The sequence below is a fragment of the Xanthomonas cannabis genome, assembly GCF_040616535.1.
In the GTDB taxonomy this organism is placed as follows: domain Bacteria; phylum Pseudomonadota; class Gammaproteobacteria; order Xanthomonadales; family Xanthomonadaceae; genus Xanthomonas; species Xanthomonas cannabis.
In genome coordinates, this window is the sequence record NZ_CP136580.1 from 670,091 (window position 1) to 687,731 (window position 17,641).

The following is a 17,641-nucleotide window of genomic DNA, read 5'->3' on the forward strand; positions in this document are numbered from 1 at the left end:
ACGAACCCGCAAACCAAGTCCATCCCGTAGGAGCGCACCCGGGCGCGACGGGCGTTCCCGGTTACGCCCCGGTCGCGCCCAGGTGCGCTCCTACGCATGTCGTCGGGAGACGCGTATGAGCACCACCATTCCCATGGCCGAGCGCAGCTACTACGAAGCCGATGCGCGCGAGCGGATCGACGGGTTGCTGGATGCCGGCAGTTTCCGCGAATTCGTCGGTCCACGTCGCCGCTTGATCAGCCCGCATCTGGCCCAGCTCGACACGCCCGGCGCCTTCGACGACGGCATCGTCGTCGGCGAAGGCACGCTGCGTGGCCGCACCGTACTGGTCGCCGCACAACAGGGCGCTTTCATGGGCGGCGGCGTCGGCGAGGTGCACGGTGCCAAGCTCACCGGCCTGCTTGAACGCGCTGCAGCCACGCAACCGGCTGCGGTGCTGTTGCTGCTCGACACCGGCGGCGTGCGCTTGCATGAAGCCAACGCCGGCCTGATCGCCATTTCCGAAATCATGCGCGCCACCTTGAACGCGCGCGCCGCCGGCGTGCCGGTGCTGGCCTTGATCGGCAGCGGCAACGGCGCCTTCGGCGGCATGGGCATCGTGGCGCGCTGCTGCAGCGCGGTGATCATGTCCGAAGAGGGCCGGCTGTCGTTGTCCGGCCCGGATGTGATCGAAACCGTGCGCGGGGTGGAAGAGTTCGACGCGCGCGACCGTGCCCTGGTGTGGCGCGTGACCGGTGGCAAGCACCGCTACCTGCTGGGCGACGCGCAGACCCTGGTGGCCGACCGCATCGCGGCGTTTGCCGATGCGGCGCTCACCACACTCGACACACTCGCAGAACCCGACGACGGCGATGCCGCCTTGCAGGCCCTGGAGCACGCGCATCAACAGCTGGCCGCGCGCATCGATAGCTACGGCGACTGCCGCGATGGCCTGGAGATCTGGCAGCGCCAGGGCATCGTCGACGCGCAGCGCCTGCCGTTGCTGGACACCGACGCCTTCCTCGCCGCCACCGCCGACCGGAGCACGCCATGGAACTGAGCCAACTGCTGGACCAGCTGTTCCCGCTCGGCCACGCCATCGCCCGCAACGCCGATGTGCTCGCCGGCAGCGCGACCACCGCGGCCGGCGAGGTCACCGTGATCGGCACCGCCAACAAGCTGGAAGTCGGCGTGGACCATGCGCTGGCATTGGCGGCCAGCATACTTGCCAGCACGCGCGCGCATCCGCAGCGCCCCATCGTGATGCTGGCCGACACGGCCGGGCAACGGCTCGCACGCCGCGACGAACTGCTCGGCATCAATGGCTATTTTGCGCATCTGGCACGCGCGCTGGATCTGGCGCGCAGGCGCGGCGCGCGGCTGGTGACCCTGGTCTATGGCGAAGCGGTCAGCGGCGGGTTTCTGTCGTTCGGGTTGATGGCCGACCACATCCACGCGCTGCCGGACGCGCAGGTGCGGGTGATGGATCTACGTGCGATGGCGCGTGTGACCAAGCAATTGGTAGACACCTTGCAGGCGCTGAGCAAGAGCTCGCCGGTGTTCGCGCCGGGCGTTGAAAACTACGTGCGCATGGGTGCGGTGGAATCGCTGTGGGATGGCGATCTGGCAAAAGCATTACTCGATGCATTGGCCGCGCCCACCGATGGCGACCAGCGCCGCGCACTCGGCGCGCAGCGCAGCGGGCGCACCCTGGCGCGCGATGTCGCCGCCGCCGTCGCCGCAGGCGAGGTCTGAGCATGCCCGGCCGCCACGCACTGGTGTGGTTGCGTCCCGGCGCGCGCTGGCAAGCGCTGACGCCGGGTGCGCAGCCACGGCTGCAGCAGTGGTTTGCTGCGGGCCTGCCGGCAGTGGTGGCGCGTGGGGATGGCAGCCAGGCACCCGGTCGCATGCGGCTCGGCGTGCCGTTGCCGCCGGACGAAGGTAAACAACGCCTGGCCTTGAGCGCCGGGCTGGACGACATCGCACGCAGCACCGCCCCGATGGCGCTGGATGCCGTGATCGCTACCGCCCCCATGTCGGTGCAGCCTGCACTGCGGGCCCTGCTGACGCAGGCCAATGTCAGCGGCCTGCAGCCGCGCGTGTTCGGCAGCGTTGCCTGGCAGGCCCTCACCGGGCTTGCGTATGTGCATGCGCAATCGGATCTGGATCTGCTGTGGTCCGTCGCCACACCCGAACAGGCGCACAGGGTGGTGACGTTGCTGCAGCGCTGGGAACGGGACCACGGGCTGCGCGCAGACGGCGAGCTGCTGCTGCCCGACGACACCGCGGTGAACTGGCGCGAATACGCCGGCAGCGCACAGCAGGTCTTGGTGAAATCCAGCGACGGCTGCCGCTTGCTGCCGCGCAGCGCGCTGTTTCCGGTGGGGTGCGCGGCATGAGGACGCTGGTCGAACGCACCACCGATGCCAGGCCCTCGGCGACGCAGTGCAATGCGGCCGGGCGGCAGCCACCCGCACCACCGTCAACAGACAGCCGTGTTGCACCACACCTGGCTTGTGCGGCTCGCCCGTCGACAGGCCTGGCACGTGCGGGGCACCCGTTGGCACCGGTACCGGCACCTGCAGCACCGCAGGACTCGCCGTCGCAGCCAGGCCCGGGCCTGGCTCCCGCAGACGGCGGCAGGGGCCTCATGCGTACTGCGGCTGTGCGTGGCGATCTGCAATACAACGCAGTGCTGCAAGGCACATCGCATGCGGTTGCCGGCACCGACAGCGCACTGGCGCATCGGCTGGGCCGGCTCGCGGTCGCCGCCTTGCATGCAGAACTGAGCTGCGCACCCAAGCCCGGCCTGGTCACGCCGTTCGACTGCGGTAGCCATACCGATATGGACGCGTCGACGTTTCTGCGCAGCCTGTTCGCCCTACGCGGCTACTTCGTTGCGATTGCGCAGGCCGGTATCGACAACGCGCCGTTCGAGCAATTGCGCCAGCTCGGCATCGCGGCCGAAGCGGCGATGCTGCGTGCCACCGGCGGTATCAACACCCATCGCGGCGCGATCTTCAGCCTGGGCCTGCTCACCGCGCAGGCCGCGCGCCTGCGTGTCGCGCACGGGAGCCGCCCCCTCGGCGATGCCGTCTGCACCGCGGTGCAGGTCTGGCGCGACCCCTTGCGCACCGCACCGCTGGATCCCCACAGCAATGGCCAGCGCGTGCGCGCAACGTTGCAGATCGGTGGTGTGCGCGAGCAGGCCGCAGCCGGTTATCCATTGCTGCGCGAAATCGCATTGCCGTCGCTGCGCGGCGCACTGCACAGCGGCGCCACGCGCCAGGCTGCACTGGCGCAGACCTTGATGCACTTGATTGCAGAGGTCGACGATCTCAACCTGTTGCATCGCGGCGGGCAGGCCGGGCTGGCCTACGCAAGGGCGCAAGCACGTGCATTTCTTGCCGAGGGCGGTGTCGCACAAGCGCAGTGGCGCGATCGTTTGAGCGCCATCGGCAGGCAATTCGTCGCGCGTCGTCTGAGCCCGGGTGGCAGCGCCGATCTGCTGGCCTGCGCCTGGTTCCTGCACTGTCAGGAGACCGCATGAGCACGCAGCAGCCACCGGCAGCGGCGAAGACGCTGTACGTGCGCACGAGCGGCAACGGCGCGAATTCCATCGCCCCAGGAAACGGCGTCCTGCGCTGGCGCGCGGAAGAACAGGCCCGCAGCGCGGATACGGGTCACGCGCGCATGGCGCACGGCGTGACCTGCACGCAGGCCACGCCATGAGCCTGGCCGTGCTCTGTCCCGGCCAGGGCGGTCAGCACGCCGCGATGTTTGCGCGTGTCGCCGATGCGCCTGCCGCGGCCGACGTACTCGCTGCAGCGGGTCAGGTGCTTGGCGCCGCGCCGCAAATCCTTGCCGCAGACCCGGGCCGCTATGCCAACGCCATTGCGCAGCCGCTGGTGTGCGCGGGCACCCTGGCGCAGTGGCAGGTGTTGCGCCAGCAGCTCCCCGTGCCGTTGCTGGTGCTCGGCTACAGCGTGGGCGAGCTGGCGGCGCATGCAGTGGCCGGCAGCGTCGACATCGACACCTGCCTGCAGCTTGCAGCCACCCGCGCCCGCCTGATGGATGCCGCCAGCCCCGACAACGCCGGGCTGATGGCCGTCATCGGCCTGCCACTGCCCACGCTCACTGCCCTGTGCACCGCGCACGGCGCAGCGCTGGCCATCGTCAATGGCGATGACCATGCGGTGCTTGGCGGTCCACGTCTTGCGCTGCAGGCGCTGGGCGACGCAGCGCAGGCGCGTGGCGCACGCGTCACGCTGCTGCCGGTGAGCGTGCCGGCGCACACCCCGTGGCTGCGTAGCGCCGCCGCTGCATTCGCCATCGCATTGAACACCGCCCGCATCGGTGCCCCGAAGGTGCGCGTGCTCGCCGGCATCGATGCACGTGCGGTCGGCACCAAGGCGCAGGTTGTCGACAGCCTGGCCGCGCAGATCGCGCAGACCGTGCGCTGGTACGACGTACTGGTGCAGGCCGCCGAGCGCGGCGCGCGCGTCTTTCTCGAACTCGGGCCCGGCAGCGCCTTGGCGCGCATGGCGCGTGAGATCTTGCCGGCGTGCGAGGCGCGCTCGGTGGACGACTTCCACAGCACCGACGGTGTTGTGGAGTGGGTCAACGCCGCGTGCGAGCGTGCGGCATGACGATCAGGCAGGTGCTGCACACGGTGTGACCCTGGGGTGGCGGGTGGCCATCCGTGCTGTACGCGTATCAGGTGTCTGGGAGGGCGCATGACCCCGCAAATTGCAACGATTCTTGGCTTGGTGATCATGTTCATCGTCGCCACCGCATTGCCCATCAACATGGGTGCGGTGGCCTTCGCGCTGGCGTTCATCGTTGGCGGCGTGTGGGTGGGGCTGGATGGCAAGGAGGTGCTGGCCGGCTTTCCCGGCGACCTGTTCCTCACCCTGGTCGGCATCACCTATCTGTTCGCCATCGCGCAGAAAAACGGCACCATCGATCTGCTGGTGCACTGGGCGGTACGCGCGGTGCGTGGGCGCATCGTCGCCATTCCGTGGGTGATGTTCGTGATCACCGGCCTGCTCACTGCCTTCGGTGCGCTGGGGCCGGCCGCGGTGGCCATCATCGGCCCGGTGGCGTTGCGCTTTGCCAAGCAGTACCGCATCAACCCGTTGATGATGGGCCTGCTGGTGATTCACGGCGCGCAAGGCGGCGGTTTCTCGCCGATCAGCGTGTATGGCGGCATCACCAACAAGGTGGTGGAAAAGGCCGGGCTGGACGTCACCGAAATGGCGGTGTTCCTCACCAGCCTGGGTTTCAACCTGATGATGGCCATCATCTGCTTCTGCGCCTTCGGCGGGCTCAAGCTGATGCGCCGGCAAGAGGTTTCGCTGGCCGATGCGCAGTACGTGCCGGTCAGCGGCGATCAGGCATCGCAGCGGCGCTTCGCCATCGAAGGGCATGGCGCGCTGGTGGCACCGGGTGGCGGCACCTTGTCCACCGACCCACTGGCACTGGAAGCGGTCTCCATCACGCGCGACCGCGTCATCACCCTGGTCGGCCTGCTGGGCCTGGGCGTTGCGGCGCTGGTCTACAACCTCAATGTCGGGCTGGTGTCGATCACCGTTGCGGTGGCATTGGCGCTGATCTCGCCCAACGCGCAGAAGGGTGCGGTAGACGGCATCAGCTGGTCCACGGTGCTGTTGATCAGCGGCGTGGTCACCTATGTCGCCGTGCTGGAAAAGGCCGGTGCGGTGGACTACATCGGCACCGGCGTGTCGCACATCGGCATGCCGCTGCTGGGCGCCTTGCTGGTCTGCTATGTGGGCGGCATCGTGTCTGCGTTCGCGTCGTCGGCGGCGGTGCTGGGCGCCACCATCCCGCTGGCGGTGCCGTTCCTGATGCAGGGCCAGTTGGGCGCCGCCGGGGTGATCTGCGCGCTTGCCGTGTCCTCCACCATCGTCGATGTCAGCCCGTTTTCCACCAATGGCGCGCTGGTGGTGGCCTCGGCCGCCAAGGAAGAGCGCGACGGCCTGTTCCGCCGCTTCCTGGTCTACAGCGGGCTGGTGGTGTTGCTGGGGCCGCTGGCAGCGTGGCTGCTGTTCGTGGTGCCGGGCTGGCTGTGAGGGTGGCGGCGTCGGGCAGGTGCAAGGGGCGCCCCGCTAGAATGGGCGCCCCAGACCCGATGCCGACGACCTGCCCGCCATGACCCTCGCCCCTGATTCGCGCGTGTCCAAAAAGCGCGTACCGCTGTACGAGGAAGTGGCCGAGCGCCTGCGCCAGAAGATCTACGACTACGCGCTGCCGCCGGGCGAATGGATCGACGAGCCGGCCCTGGCCGAGGAACTGGGCATCAGCCGCACCCCGCTGCGCGAGAGCCTGAAGTTGCTCGCCGCCGAAGGCCTGGTGCAGCTGGATGCCGGCCGCGGCAGCCGGGTCACGCGGCTGACGCTGGAAGACCTCAACCAGCTGTTCCCGGTGATGGCGATGTTGGAAGGCCGCTGCGCGCACGATGCGGTCAAGCGCCTGGATGCGGCCGGCGTGCAACGGCTGGAAGACCTCCATGCCGCGATGGAAGCCGCATCGGCGGCCGGCGACCTGGCCGAGTACTACCGCAACAATTATCTGATCCACGAAACCGTGCAGCAGTACGCCGGCAATCCTTGGTTGATCCGGGTGACGCACGATCTGCACCGCATCTTGAAGATGCACCGCGGGCGGCAATTGCTGACCCCCGGGCGCATGGCGCAATCGCTGGCAGAGCATCGCGAACTGATGGACTGCGTGCGCCGCGGCGATGCCGAAGGCGCCGAGCGCACCATGCACGGGCATCTGCTGAGCCAGGGCCAGGCGCTGGCAGCCTATGTGGCGGCCGGCGGAGTGCTGAATGTACCGGCGCCGTTGCCGCGCTCGGGCGGGGTGTAGTCGTCTGCTTGAACGGGGCGGCGTGCTGCGCCCGGTATCACGTGCGGCAGCTGGGTGCCCGCGTAGCTGATCGAGAGCACCACGACCATGCAAGGCACGCGCAAGGAAGCCATGCGCGCGGACGTGATGTCGAAACGGGCGTTCGCTTGGCGAGCGACCAACCGGATGCTTGCGGCGAAAGACGGAACGGCTAGACCGCTGCCCGACCACACCGCTGGCACGTCCAGCCCCAGCAGCTGTCGCCACGTCCTTCTCCCACCTGTGGGAGAAGGTGCCCGAAGGGCGGATGAGGGCTGCGCCTGGTGCTAGCGCACGCCCAGCGCAAGCAAGTCTTCCACGCGCTCGATCAGCTGCGTTCCGGCCAATCCGGCAAATACCTCCGGATGCGCGTAGCCCCAGGCTACCGCGGCGAATGGCAGGCCCAGCACCTGGGCCGCTTCCCAATCGGCGACCTGGTCACCCACATAGATCGCCTGTGCTGGGGTGTGTGATGTGGCGCGCAGCACGCGTCGCAGGGCGCGCTGTTTGCCCAGCAGATGCGCGCCGCCTTCGATGAGGGCGAACTTCGTACTCAGCTCTTCGCCCAGTACGCGTTGCACGTTCTCTGCCGAGTTGGACGACACCACCGCCAGCCGCGTCCCCCCGGCGTGCAACGCGCTCACTGTCTGCGCAATGCCTGGAAACAACGCCGCCGGCGGCGCGGCGCGCATCAGGCGGATGAAGTCAGCCGCCACCAGTGGAACCTTCCAGGCGGGCAATCCGGACTGCTTGATCAGCGCGCGCGTGCTCAACCTGCGCGCGGCGTCCACTTCATGCGTTTCGGCCGCGCGGAACCCGTGCCGCGCAGCCAGGTCGCGCTGTGTGCTCAGGAAGAAGCCGAACGAATCGGCCAGCGTGCCGTCGAAATCGAAAATGATCAGTGCAGCCATGGCAACGCACGCAGCGGGGCGCCATAGCCTAACCAGACGCGTGCAGCTGGCGCACGCGCACACGTCCCCACGTGTACGCGCACGCGATGCCGATTACGCTTCGGCGAAATGCGGCAAGATCGGCGTATCGCTTTGCGCGCTCTGCTCGATCACCTTGCGCTGCATCGCGGCCAGGTACGCGTCCAGCTCTTCGGTGGAGGCGAACACATCGCTCAACGGCACCGCCTTGACCATGTCGAAGACCTTGCGGATCTGCGGCTGCGGGTTGCTCACCAGCACCTTGCCCTGGCGCGTGGCCAGCGCCTTGCGCGCCTTGAAGATGCAGCGGATGCCGGCGCTGGAAATGTATTCCAGTGCGCTCAGATCCAGCACCAGGGTGGTGATGCGGGTGCCCAGCAACGGCGACAGCGCCGCGTCCAGGTCCTGATAGGTGTGAGTGTCCAGCCGCCCGGTCAGGATGACGCGTTGACGGGTGTCTTGCGGCGGGTCGATCTGGATGGCGAGCGTGGTCATGACAGGGCCTCGGGGACAGGGGCGTACGGGTGGAGCAGGGTGACGCGCACGATGTTGTATGCACCATCGCGGCGGTAGTCGATGTGATCGGCGAACTGATGCACCAAAAACAACCCCAGCCCGCCGATCTGGCGGTCGTCGAGCTCGCTGGCGACATCGGGCATGTGCGCCGCGCAGGGGTCGAACGCGATGCCGGCATCGTGCATTTCCAGCACCAGCGCCTGTGGGTCCAGCTGCAGTTGCAGGCGCAGCGGCTGCTCGGCGCACTGCCCATGGGTGAGCGCGTTGCAGCCGAGCTCTTCCACGATCAGCCGCACCTGGCCGATGCGCTCGGCGTGCAGGCCCTCGCGCGTCAGCGAGTCTTCCAGCGCGTCGTTGGCGCCGGCCAGCTGGGCCAGCGACGGGGCAATGGCCAGATCGAGCTTCATGGAGCCGTCACCTCTCCGGGAACGCCCCGGCCGGTCTCTGCGACCCGTCCAGCATGCTCCTGGCGCAGCCGGATCGCCAGCAGCGTGATGTCGTCATAGGGGTCGGCCTGGCCAGTGAAACGGGCGATGTTGGCCACCACCGCCTTGCACTGCGCGGCGGCGCTGCGGCGCGGGTGCAGCGTGGCCAGCAGCCGCTCCAGCCCGTAGCTGGCGCCGTGTTCGTCCATCGCCTCGGTCACGCCGTCGGTGTAGCCCAGCAGGGTCTGGCCGGCGGTCATGCGCCCGTGCAGCACCGGAAACGAAACCTGCGGCTCGATCCCCAACGGGGCGCCGGTCTCCAGCGGCAGGACGCGTGCCTTGCCATCGATATCGATCAGCAACGGCGGCTCGTGCCCGGCGCTGGCCAGCCAATAGTCGCCGCTCACCACATTGATCAATCCGCACAACACGGTGGCGAACATGCAGGTGTCGTTGTTCTCGGCCAGCCGCGTGGACGCGGCAATCAGGATCCCGTCCGGACGTGTATAGCGGCGCGCAGCGATCTCCAGCACGCTCACCGCGCGCGCCATGAACAAGGCCGCCGGCACGCCCTTGTCGGACACATCGCCCACCACGAACCACAGCAGCCCCGGCTCGGTTTCGAAGAAATGATAGAAGTCGCCGCCCACCGCCTTGGCCGGCTCCAGCCACGCGCAGGTTTCCAGATGCGAACTGGCGCGGTCGAAGGTGCGCCCGGAGGGCAGCATGGCCTGCTGGATCTCGCGCGCAATCTGCAGCTCGCTGTGCATGCGCTCGCGCGCGGCGGTCATCTCGCCGATCTCGCCGATGTGGTGACGGATCGCATCGCGCGCCGTGTCGAACGCGCGCGCCATCACGCCCACCTCGTCGTCGCGTTCGATATGCCGCAACGGGTACTCGAATTCGCCGCGCCGGAAGTGCTCGGCGGTGTCGGTCAGTTCCTCGATCGGCCGCGTCAACTTGCGCGTGATGCGCCCCATCAACCACCACCACACGCCCGCGCCCAGCAACGCCGCCATCGCCACCCACGCGACCAGCCAGTTCAGGCCGGACAGCACGTAGCGTTCGGAGGCGGACAGCACGAAGGTCCAGCCACTGCGGCCCACCGCCGCGCTGTGGGTCAGGAACCGCTCGCCATCTGGCGCGGTATGCGCAAACGAAATCGGCTGGCCGGCTGCCAGTGCGCGCTGCAACGGCCGCAGGTCCGGCCGCGAGCGCGCCACATAGCTGTCCAGGCTGTGGTGCAGATTCAGCGCCGGGTCGGGGCTGAACACCAGCATGCCTTCCGGCGACAACAGCATCGGCTGGATCCCGATGTCGCGCGGCAGCTGGTCGATGATCTCGCGCAGATGTTGCAGCGGCAGATCCACGCTTACCATTCCCACCGGCGCCGCATCCGGCGCGTCACCGGGGCGCCGCAGCGGCAGGTTGTAGCTGGTGTACAGGGCATTGCCGCCATTGCTGTTGAGGTAGGGCTCTGACCACCACGCACGGCCCTCGCGCTGGGTGCGCACATACCACGGCATCGTGCGGTAGTCGTAGCCCAGCTCCAGCGCCGATTTCTCCACCAGTTGGGTGCCATCGCGGCGCACGTACCAGACAAACCCGGTATCGCCGGCCTTCTGCGTGCGCGGCTCGATGATCAGGCGCGCCGCTCCGATATCCGGGTCGCCACTGAGCGTTGCCACCAGCAAGGCACGCAGATTGAACGGCTGCAGCCCCACCGCACCGCTGCTCGCGGCCAAGGTGCGCCCGCTCACCTGCACCGAATCCAGCATCGCCGCCAGGCTGCGCGCGGTCTGCTCGGTCAGCCCGTCCACTTCGGTGCGCGCCGCTTCCACCAACTCGGTGCGCGCCCCGACGTAGAACACCGTCCCCAGCACCACCAGCAACACCAGCAACACGGCAGTTGCCGCCAGCATCACCCGCATGCGCAGGCTGTTGCGCCAGTGAACACGCGGGGTGACCAGCGATGGCCGTGCGGGCGGGCGGGCAACGGTGGCGATGAAGCGCGCTCCTTGGCGGCGGCTGCGCCCGATCATGGCAGCTTTGCACTCATCCACAAGCGCGGCGAGCGGCCTCATCCTCACAAGCGTCCAATTGACCACCCGAACTCAAGCGGACTAGATTGGCGGCCCAACTGCCACGGAGGCCGGCCTTGCGCCAGATTCTGACCCCAAGCCTGCTGGCCCTACTGCTTACGGCCTGTAACGCCCCGGAGACCAGCATGACCCAGACCCTTTCCCCCGCCACCGAGGCCACCGCAGAAGCCGACGTCGAGGCCGGCGGCCGCGGCCTTGCCAAGTTGAATCCGAGCCCGCGCAAGGCGTATGAGGTCACCGTCAAGATCGACAAAGCACCGGGAGCGTTCGGAGCTGTCAATGGGTATGCGCAGTACGACGTCAGCAATGACAGCGAGTGTGGCCAGATTCATCCCCAGACCGGCGTTGGGCAGCGCATCACCAGCAATGAGCCGGTCGTGCTGAAAAAAGTCTCAGAGCAGGAATATCAAGGAATCGTCTACCTCGATCTGATGCTGGATGAGGACTACTACGGGCGCGGGACGTGTCATTGGGAAATGACCGGCGCACGTGTTTCCCTGAAGGCCAGTGGGAAAAAAGAGGAGACCGCATTTCTGCCCTTCATTGAAACCAAGGACCTCGTGGCGGGCAAGCCGGTCACGCTGTATTTCTGGAAGGGCGGTTACCCTAAGGAAGATATCGAAGACTACGCCGACAATGGTTTGCCTTCGGCTTCAGACTTCAAGCCGGAGCTGCGTGATCAGTTGTTCTCGGTCACCCTGGTCGCCAAAGAGGTTTCACCGTGAAGCCGACCTCGCAGCAATACGCCATTTTGTCCAATGAAGGCTACGTCGACCACAAGGTCGGCAAGCGCGGCCCTGGCGATCGTGAGCGAGTGGACGTTGGTGGCGTGAGTTACGAAATTCTGGAGCACGTCAATAATCGAAAGACGGGCTACCAGGGAACGATTTACCAACGCGTTGGCGGCGGAGACATCGTCGTCGCTCACCGGGGTACGGAGGAAATCTATCGCGACGCGCTGCAGGCAGATGGCTCGATGGTCTTTCAGCGCGTTAATCCCCAAGCCGAAGATGCGATAGCCCTGACAAAAAGTGCGCTTGGCTATGCGGCCAAGCAGGAGCAGCGCACCGGGCACGCGCCCGAGGTCACCGTCACCGGCCACTCGCTAGGCGGAGCGCTTGCGCAGGTCAGCGCGCACCACTTCGATTTGAAAGGTGAGACCTTCAATGCGTATGGCGCGGCGAGCTTGGCGTATCGCATTCCAGAAGGTGGCCACAGCGTGGTCAATCACGTGATGGCCGCCGATCCTGTGAGTGCAGCTTCCCCGCATTACGGAGAAGTGCGCGTTTACGCCAGACCTAACGAGATTGCAGCGCTGAGCGCCATGGGCTACAGCAACAGCAAAGTGAACTTTCTGATTCCCGATTCACCGGTGGCCTCTGCCGTCAATTCATTGGGGTCGCACACCATCAAAAATTTCCTGGATGAGCGTTCCCCGCTCAATGACCCGCAAGCACGTCAGCTTGCAGATCAGAACAAGAGAATGATCAACGAGTATCGATCCGATCTGGACGAGATCCGCGCCGGCATCACCTTGTTGAGTCGTGGCCCGAAGGGTCTCGGCCAGGACGCCATCGACGCCATCCGTGGCCCGCTTGCTCCGGGGGAGCCGGCCAAGCGCGACGCGCGCGAGCATGGCAACGGCCACACCTCGCTGCGTATCGATCAACCCGGGCACGTGGGTAACTCCTTGTTCCAGGATGCCCAGCGCGGCGTGCATGCCCAGGATGCCCGCGCCGGCCGCACGCCCGACCAGCAGAGCGCGCAACTATCTGGCGCGCTCGCCTCGGAGATGCACGCCGCCGGTGGCCAGCGCATCGACGCGGTGATGATGACCCCGGATGCCGCACGGACCTTTGCGGTGCAGGGGCGCGTGGACGACCCCGCGCAACTGCGCGTCAGCGTGGAGACGATGACCGCCATGAATACCCCGCTGGAGCAGAGCAGCCAGCGCGTGGCCGACAACGCCGCGCGTCAGTCGGTGGCATTGGAGCAGCAGCAGGCGCAGACCCAGCAACAGCAGCAAGGTGCGCGCGCCATGGGCTGATGGGTGAGGGTGGCATGCTGCCACGGCGGATAGTGTGCGGGTGTGCATCACCCCGGCGCGCGTTGCGGCGGCGCCCAGCCTGCCCAGCACCACCATCGCGTCTTCTATCGAAACGCCGGGCTTGCCCGGCGTTTTCGCGTTCAATTGCGCAGTAATACGCAGGGGTGCTGCTGCACCCGCACACCGCGCGCCTGCACAACCCGCGCGGACTCAATGTTTTCCTGCCCCGAGATATGCCGCAACACCCTTGCACCTATAGCGGCCTCAACCGCGCTGTACCACCGTGCTTGAATCGCAACCGCTGTGCAGCGACACACGGTGAAGCAGCAACGCTTGCGTGCACCGTGGCCGCATACACACCGCACGCAGGGATCACGCAAGGCGCCGCCCGGCGCGACATCCATCGATCGAGGAACGTTTCATGGCTATTTTTCGCATCCAGTACCACCGCGTGCTGCTCGTGCTGGCGCTGTGCCTGTGCAGCGCCGGCGTCAGCGCCCAGGGCATTGCCAAGGGCGCCGATGTCAGCTGGCTCAACCAACAAGCTGCCAACAATCCGCCGCAGGTATTTCGCGATGCGGCCGGCAACACCACCGACTTCATCAAGCTGTTCAAGGACGTGGGTGGCAACGCGATTCGCCTGCGCGTGTGGGTCAACCCGTCCGGCGGCTGGAACGATGGCCGCGACACCCTGGATAAAGCCAAGCGCGCCGCCGCCCAGGGCATGCGCATCATGATCGACTTCCATTACAGCGACAGCTGGGCCGACCCGGGCAAGCAGACCAAGCCGGCCGCCTGGGCCGGGCACAGCGTCGCCCAGCTCAACACCGATGTGTACAGCCACACGCAAGGCATCCTCAAATACCTCAAGGACAACGGCATCACCGTCACCTGGGTGCAGGTGGGCAACGAGATCAACAGCGGCATGTTGTGGAACGAAGGCAAGACGCCCAACTTCGCCAACCTGGGCCAGTTCATCAACAGCGGCTACAACGCCACCAAGGCGGTGTATCCCAACGCCAAGGTCATCGTGCATCTGGCCAACGGCTACGACAACGCCAACTTCCGCTGGTTCTTCGACAACCTGCGCTCGGCCGGCGGCAAGTGGGACGTCATCGGCATGTCGCATTACCCGCCTGTCGGCAGCTGGCAGGACTACAACAACCGCCTGGACACCAATCTGCGCGACATGATCACCCGCTACGGCAGCGACGTGGTGGTGGCCGAGGTCGGCATGGACTGGCAACAAGCGGCCACCACCCGCGCCATGCTCACCAACCTGCTCAGCCGCAGCAACGCCATCAACAGCAGCCACAGCAAGCAGGTGCTCGGCGTGTTCTATTGGGAGCCCAACGCCTACCCCGGCTGGCAGGGCTACACCATGGGCGCGGTCAATAACAACGGCCAGCTGACCGAAGCGCTGCAGGCGTTCTGACCAGTATGCTCCCACGGGGCGGCGCCCGCTGCGGGGATTTCCTGGCGCGCACCCACAGACACGCCATCGCGTAGGAGCGCACCCGGGCGCGACAGGCTTCACCGAGAAAGCCCCTCGCGCCCAGGTGCGCTCCTACGGGGGCATGCATATCGGCCCACCCGGTACGGCATCGGCCGGCCATCGCCTGCCGCTGGCTCTCATCCTTTGGTCGTACGCCAGCAGCGCCCGCTGTGCCAAAGCGTCGTTCCAGCCGGCGCCGATGCCCCACTCAGCGCACAACACCATCCCATTCCATACGCCACCGTAGCGAGGAATGGCAACAGGTGCGTGCGGTACACTTGGGGGTTCACGAATTCACGATGTCGACACACCCGCGGGGTGTGTCCCCCCGGGAGCGCTAATGAACTGGTTGAACGAAGTGCTGCACAACGATCCGAACCCGCTTGAGACGCAGGAGTGGCTCGAATCGATCAAGGCCGTCATCGACGTCGAAGGCCCGGAGCGCGCCCATCAGCTGCTGGAAGGCATGGTCGAACAGACCCGCCGCGCCGGCGCTTACCTGCCGTTCTCGCCTACCACCGAGTACGTCAACACCATCGCACCGGCCAACGAGGCCAAGCACCCCGGCGACTCCGCGCTGGAGTGGAAGATCCGCTCGATCATCCGCTGGAACGCCATGGCCACGGTCGTGCGCGCCAACCGCAAGCCGGGCGACCTGGGCGGCCACATTGCCTCGTTCGCTTCCAGCGCCACCCTGTACGACGTGGGCTTCAACCACTTCTGGCGCGCACCCTCGGACAACCATCCGGGCGATCTGCTGTTCATCCAGGGCCATAGCGCCCCGGGCATCTACGCCCGCGCCTTCCTGGAAGGCCGCATCAGCCAGGCCCAGCTGGACAACTTCCGCATGGAAGTGGACGGCCAGGGCATCTCCTCCTACCCGCACCCGTGGCTGATGCCCGAGTTCTGGCAGACCCCCACCGTGTCGATGGGCCTGGGCCCGCTGGCCGCCATCTACCAGGCGCAGTTCATGCGCTACCTGGAAAACCGCGGCCTGATCGAGAAGTCCGACCGCAAGGTATGGTGCTTCATCGGCGACGGCGAGAGCGACGAGCCGGAAACCCTCGGCGCCATCGCCCTGGCCGGCCGCGAAGGCCTGGACAACCTCATCTTCGTGGTCAACTGCAACCTGCAGCGCCTGGATGGCCCGGTGCGCGGCAACGGCAAGATCATCCAGGAACTGGAAGGCGTGTTCCGTGGCGGCGGCTGGAACGTCATCAAGCTGCTCTGGGGCGGCTACTGGGACGCCCTGCTGGCCAAGGACAGCGACGGCGTCCTGCGCAAGCTGATGATGGAAACCGTCGACGGCGAATACCAGAACTGCAAGGCCTTCGGCGGCGCCTACACCCGCGAGAATTTCTTCGGCAAGTATCCGGAGACCGCGGCCATGGTCGCCGGCCTGTCCGACGACGACATCTGGCGCCTGAACCGTGGCGGCCACGACCCGCACAAGGTGTACGCCGCCTACCACCAGGCCGTGAACACCACCGGCATGCCCACCGTGATCCTGGCCAAGACGGTCAAGGGCTATGGCATGGGCTCGGCCGGTGAGGCGCTCAACCCCACCCACCAGACCAAGAAGCTGGACGACGCGGCGGTCAAGCACTTCCGCGACCGTTTCAACATTCCGGTGACCGACGCCCAGCTGGAAGACGGCCAGGTGCCGTTCTACCACCCCGGCGAAGATTCCCCGGAAGTGCAGTACCTCAAGGAGCGCCGCAACGTGCTCGGCGGCTTCCTACCGCAGCGCCGTCCCAAGGCCAGCAAGTCGTTCGTCGCGCCCACGCTCGACAAGTTCGAGCGCCTGCTCAAGGACAGCGGCGAGCGCAGCTACTCCACCACCATGTCCTTCGTGCAGAGCCTCAACATCGCGCTGCGCGACAAGGAACTGGGCCCGCGCATCGTGCCGATCGTGGCCGACGAGGCGCGCACCTTCGGGATGGAAGGCATGTTCCGCCAGATCGGCATCTATGCCCCGTTTGGCCAGAAGTACAAGCCGGTCGATGCCGACCAGCTGATGTACTACCGCGAAGACCAGACCGGCCAGGTGCTGCAGCAGGGCATCAGCGAGCCGGGCGCGATTGCATCCTGGATGGCCGCCGGCACCAGCTACTCGGTGTCGGATGTGCCGATGCTGCCGTTCTACATCTACTACTCCATGTTCGGCTTCCAGCGCGTGGGCGACATCGCCTGGCAGGCAGCGGACATGCGCACGCGTGGCTTCCTGCTCGGCGGCACCGCCGGCCGCACCACGCTCAACGGCGAAGGCCTGCAGCACGAAGACGGCTTCAGCCAGGTCATCGCCGGCTCCATCCCGAATGTGCGTAGCTACGACCCGACCTTCGGCTTCGAAGTCACCGTCATCATGCAGCACGGCATGAAGGCGATGATGGAAGACCAGATCGACGAGTACTACTACATCACCCTGATGAACGAAAACTACGCCCACCCCGGCATGCCGGACGGCGCAGCCGAGGGCATCATCAAAGGCATGTACCTGCTCAAGGACGCCGGCAAGCCCAAGAAGGGCGAGCTGCGTGTCCAGCTGCTGGGCAGCGGCACCATCCTGCGCGAGGCCATTGCCGCGGCCGAGCTGCTGGACAAGGACTTCGGCGTCACCGCCGACATCTGGTCCTGCCCCAGCCTCAACGAAGTACGCCGCGACGGCTACGCCGTAGAACGCTGGAACCGCCTGCATCCGGAGGCCGAACAGCGCAAGCCCTACGTCACCCAGTTGCTGGAAGGCCGCCAGGGCCCGGCCATCGCCGCAACCGACTACGTACGCGCCTTCGCCGACCAGATCCGCGCCTTCGTCCCGATGACCTACACCGTGCTCGGCACGGATGGGTTCGGTCGCTCGGATACGCGTGCCAACCTGCGCCGGTTCTTCGAAGTGGACCGTTACTACATCGCACATGCGGCGATTGCCGCGCTCGCCAAGGACGGGAAAATGACCGGCAAGGATGTGGCCCGGGCGATCAAGCAGTACAAGATTGATCCGGAGAAGGCGAATCCTGTTGGGGTTTGAGAATGATCAGCTAGTAGAATAAAAAAGGGCGATCGAATGGTCGCCCTTTTTATTTTGCATGGTTAAACCCACTCCTCTTAAAGTATTGCGCTTTGAAGGTTACTATGTAAGAAACGTCGCCTCTGGAAGATGGGTGGTACTATAATGCAAAAAGATTAAATCTTACGAAGTTAAAGTACTCTAATTTGAAATTCACCCTTGTTAACTGGAC

General features: G+C 66.4%; 16 protein-coding genes. 12 read left to right on the forward strand and 4 right to left on the reverse strand.

Annotated elements, in window-relative coordinates; all coding sequences use genetic code 11:
• Positions 1 to 133 precede the first annotated feature (133 nt).
• The 8 genes from RZV17_RS02845 (at position 134) to RZV17_RS02880 (ending at position 6,870) form a co-directional block, all read left to right on the forward strand.
• Positions 134 to 1,039, forward strand: coding sequence for a biotin-independent malonate decarboxylase subunit beta (locus tag RZV17_RS02845; RefSeq protein WP_355609130.1), 906 nt, complete (start codon positions 134 to 136; stop codon positions 1,037 to 1,039).
• On the forward strand, positions 1,030 to 1,734 hold the full coding sequence (mdcE, locus tag RZV17_RS02850; RefSeq protein ID WP_355607066.1) for a biotin-independent malonate decarboxylase subunit gamma: 705 nt from the start codon (positions 1,030 to 1,032) through the stop codon (positions 1,732 to 1,734). The genes RZV17_RS02845 and mdcE overlap by 10 nt, the downstream gene beginning before the upstream one ends.
• 2 nt (positions 1,735 to 1,736) lie before the next feature.
• Complete coding sequence (gene mdcG, locus RZV17_RS02855; protein WP_355607069.1) at positions 1,737 to 2,378, forward strand: malonate decarboxylase holo-[acyl-carrier-protein] synthase; 642 nt, start codon at positions 1,737 to 1,739, stop codon at positions 2,376 to 2,378.
• Positions 2,379 to 2,629: 251 nt separating this feature from the next.
• Entirely contained in the window at positions 2,630 to 3,529 is a 900-nt protein-coding gene (gene mdcB / locus RZV17_RS02860) for a triphosphoribosyl-dephospho-CoA synthase MdcB (RefSeq protein ID WP_355607072.1), read from the forward strand.
• The gene (locus RZV17_RS02865; protein ID WP_184374650.1) at positions 3,526 to 3,711 is read left to right on the forward strand and encodes a hypothetical protein; all 186 of its coding nucleotides are present in this window, start codon (positions 3,526 to 3,528) and stop codon (positions 3,709 to 3,711) included. The genes mdcB and RZV17_RS02865 overlap by 4 nt, the downstream gene beginning before the upstream one ends.
• Positions 3,708 to 4,628 carry a malonate decarboxylase subunit epsilon gene (gene mdcH, locus RZV17_RS02870; protein WP_355607076.1) on the forward strand — a complete coding sequence of 307 codons (921 nt, stop codon included), beginning with the start codon at positions 3,708 to 3,710 and terminating at the stop codon, positions 4,626 to 4,628. The genes RZV17_RS02865 and mdcH overlap by 4 nt, the downstream gene beginning before the upstream one ends.
• Before the next feature lie 87 nt (positions 4,629 to 4,715).
• Positions 4,716 to 6,071: an SLC13 family permease gene (locus RZV17_RS02875; RefSeq protein ID WP_047693332.1), complete on the forward strand. Its 1,356-nt coding sequence runs from the start codon at positions 4,716 to 4,718 to the stop codon at positions 6,069 to 6,071.
• 79 nt (positions 6,072 to 6,150) lie between these two features.
• Complete coding sequence (locus RZV17_RS02880) at positions 6,151 to 6,870, forward strand: GntR family transcriptional regulator (RefSeq protein ID WP_184374652.1); 720 nt, start codon at positions 6,151 to 6,153, stop codon at positions 6,868 to 6,870.
• A 305-nt stretch (positions 6,871 to 7,175) separates the two neighbouring features.
• Here the strand turns inward: RZV17_RS02880 and RZV17_RS02885 are convergent, their stop codons facing one another.
• The 4 genes from RZV17_RS02885 to RZV17_RS02900 form a co-directional block, all read right to left on the reverse strand.
• Positions 7,176 to 7,799 carry an HAD hydrolase-like protein gene (locus tag RZV17_RS02885; RefSeq protein WP_184390858.1) on the reverse strand — a complete coding sequence of 208 codons (624 nt, stop codon included), beginning with the start codon at positions 7,797 to 7,799 and terminating at the stop codon, positions 7,176 to 7,178.
• Positions 7,800 to 7,892: 93 nt separating this feature from the next.
• Entirely contained in the window at positions 7,893 to 8,312 is a 420-nt protein-coding gene (locus RZV17_RS02890) for an STAS domain-containing protein (RefSeq protein WP_104579229.1), read from the reverse strand.
• The gene (locus RZV17_RS02895; RefSeq protein ID WP_047693326.1) at positions 8,309 to 8,740 is read right to left on the reverse strand and encodes an ATP-binding protein; all 432 of its coding nucleotides are present in this window, start codon (positions 8,738 to 8,740) and stop codon (positions 8,309 to 8,311) included. Before RZV17_RS02895 ends, RZV17_RS02890 begins: the two co-directional genes overlap by 4 nt.
• The gene (locus RZV17_RS02900) at positions 8,737 to 10,689 is read right to left on the reverse strand and encodes a SpoIIE family protein phosphatase (RefSeq protein WP_355609132.1); all 1,953 of its coding nucleotides are present in this window, start codon (positions 10,687 to 10,689) and stop codon (positions 8,737 to 8,739) included. Before RZV17_RS02900 ends, RZV17_RS02895 begins: the two co-directional genes overlap by 4 nt.
• Positions 10,690 to 10,985: 296 nt before the next feature.
• On the opposite strand from RZV17_RS02900, the gene RZV17_RS02905 reads away from it, so the two are divergent.
• The 4 genes from RZV17_RS02905 (at position 10,986) to aceE (ending at position 17,430) form a co-directional block, all read left to right on the forward strand.
• A complete protein-coding gene (locus tag RZV17_RS02905) occupies positions 10,986 to 11,585 on the forward strand; it encodes a hypothetical protein (RefSeq protein WP_355607080.1) in 600 nt (199 codons plus the stop codon).
• Positions 11,582 to 12,907 (forward strand): XVIPCD domain-containing protein, encoded by a 1,326-nt coding sequence (locus tag RZV17_RS02910; RefSeq protein ID WP_184374654.1) that lies wholly within the window; start codon positions 11,582 to 11,584, stop codon positions 12,905 to 12,907. The genes RZV17_RS02905 and RZV17_RS02910 overlap by 4 nt, the downstream gene beginning before the upstream one ends.
• 421 nt (positions 12,908 to 13,328) lie before the next feature.
• Positions 13,329 to 14,342 carry an arabinogalactan endo-1,4-beta-galactosidase gene (locus RZV17_RS02915; protein WP_228313448.1) on the forward strand — a complete coding sequence of 338 codons (1,014 nt, stop codon included), beginning with the start codon at positions 13,329 to 13,331 and terminating at the stop codon, positions 14,340 to 14,342.
• Between the two features lie 400 nt (positions 14,343 to 14,742).
• On the forward strand, positions 14,743 to 17,430 hold the full coding sequence (aceE, locus tag RZV17_RS02920) for a pyruvate dehydrogenase (acetyl-transferring), homodimeric type (RefSeq protein ID WP_355607084.1): 2,688 nt from the start codon (positions 14,743 to 14,745) through the stop codon (positions 17,428 to 17,430).
• Positions 17,431 to 17,641: the final 211 nt, after the last annotated feature.

What these genes read in the sequence shown, in the direction of transcription:
- RZV17_RS02845 (WP_355609130.1), top strand. Translation starts at nt 134, where the DNA reads ATGGCCGAGCGCAGCTACTACGAAGCCGATGCGCGCGAGCGGATCGAC.
- mdcE (WP_355607066.1), top strand. Translation starts at nt 1,030, where the DNA reads ATGGAACTGAGCCAACTGCTGGACCAGCTGTTCCCGCTCGGCCACGCC.
- mdcG (WP_355607069.1), top strand. Translation starts at nt 1,737, where the DNA reads ATGCCCGGCCGCCACGCACTGGTGTGGTTGCGTCCCGGCGCGCGCTGG.
- mdcB (WP_355607072.1), top strand. Translation starts at nt 2,630, where the DNA reads ATGCGTACTGCGGCTGTGCGTGGCGATCTGCAATACAACGCAGTGCTG.
- RZV17_RS02865 (WP_184374650.1), top strand. Translation starts at nt 3,526, where the DNA reads ATGAGCACGCAGCAGCCACCGGCAGCGGCGAAGACGCTGTACGTGCGC.
- mdcH (WP_355607076.1), top strand. Translation starts at nt 3,708, where the DNA reads ATGAGCCTGGCCGTGCTCTGTCCCGGCCAGGGCGGTCAGCACGCCGCG.
- RZV17_RS02875 (WP_047693332.1), top strand. Translation starts at nt 4,716, where the DNA reads ATGACCCCGCAAATTGCAACGATTCTTGGCTTGGTGATCATGTTCATC.
- RZV17_RS02880 (WP_184374652.1), top strand. Translation starts at nt 6,151, where the DNA reads ATGACCCTCGCCCCTGATTCGCGCGTGTCCAAAAAGCGCGTACCGCTG.
- RZV17_RS02885 (WP_184390858.1), bottom strand. Translation starts at nt 7,799, where the DNA reads ATGGCTGCACTGATCATTTTCGATTTCGACGGCACGCTGGCCGATTCG.
- RZV17_RS02890 (WP_104579229.1), bottom strand. Translation starts at nt 8,312, where the DNA reads ATGACCACGCTCGCCATCCAGATCGACCCGCCGCAAGACACCCGTCAA.
- RZV17_RS02895 (WP_047693326.1), bottom strand. Translation starts at nt 8,740, where the DNA reads ATGAAGCTCGATCTGGCCATTGCCCCGTCGCTGGCCCAGCTGGCCGGC.
- RZV17_RS02900 (WP_355609132.1), bottom strand. Translation starts at nt 10,689, where the DNA reads ATGCGGGTGATGCTGGCGGCAACTGCCGTGTTGCTGGTGTTGCTGGTG.
- RZV17_RS02905 (WP_355607080.1), top strand. Translation starts at nt 10,986, where the DNA reads ATGACCCAGACCCTTTCCCCCGCCACCGAGGCCACCGCAGAAGCCGAC.
- RZV17_RS02915 (WP_228313448.1), top strand. Translation starts at nt 13,329, where the DNA reads ATGGCTATTTTTCGCATCCAGTACCACCGCGTGCTGCTCGTGCTGGCG.
- aceE (WP_355607084.1), top strand. Translation starts at nt 14,743, where the DNA reads ATGAACTGGTTGAACGAAGTGCTGCACAACGATCCGAACCCGCTTGAG.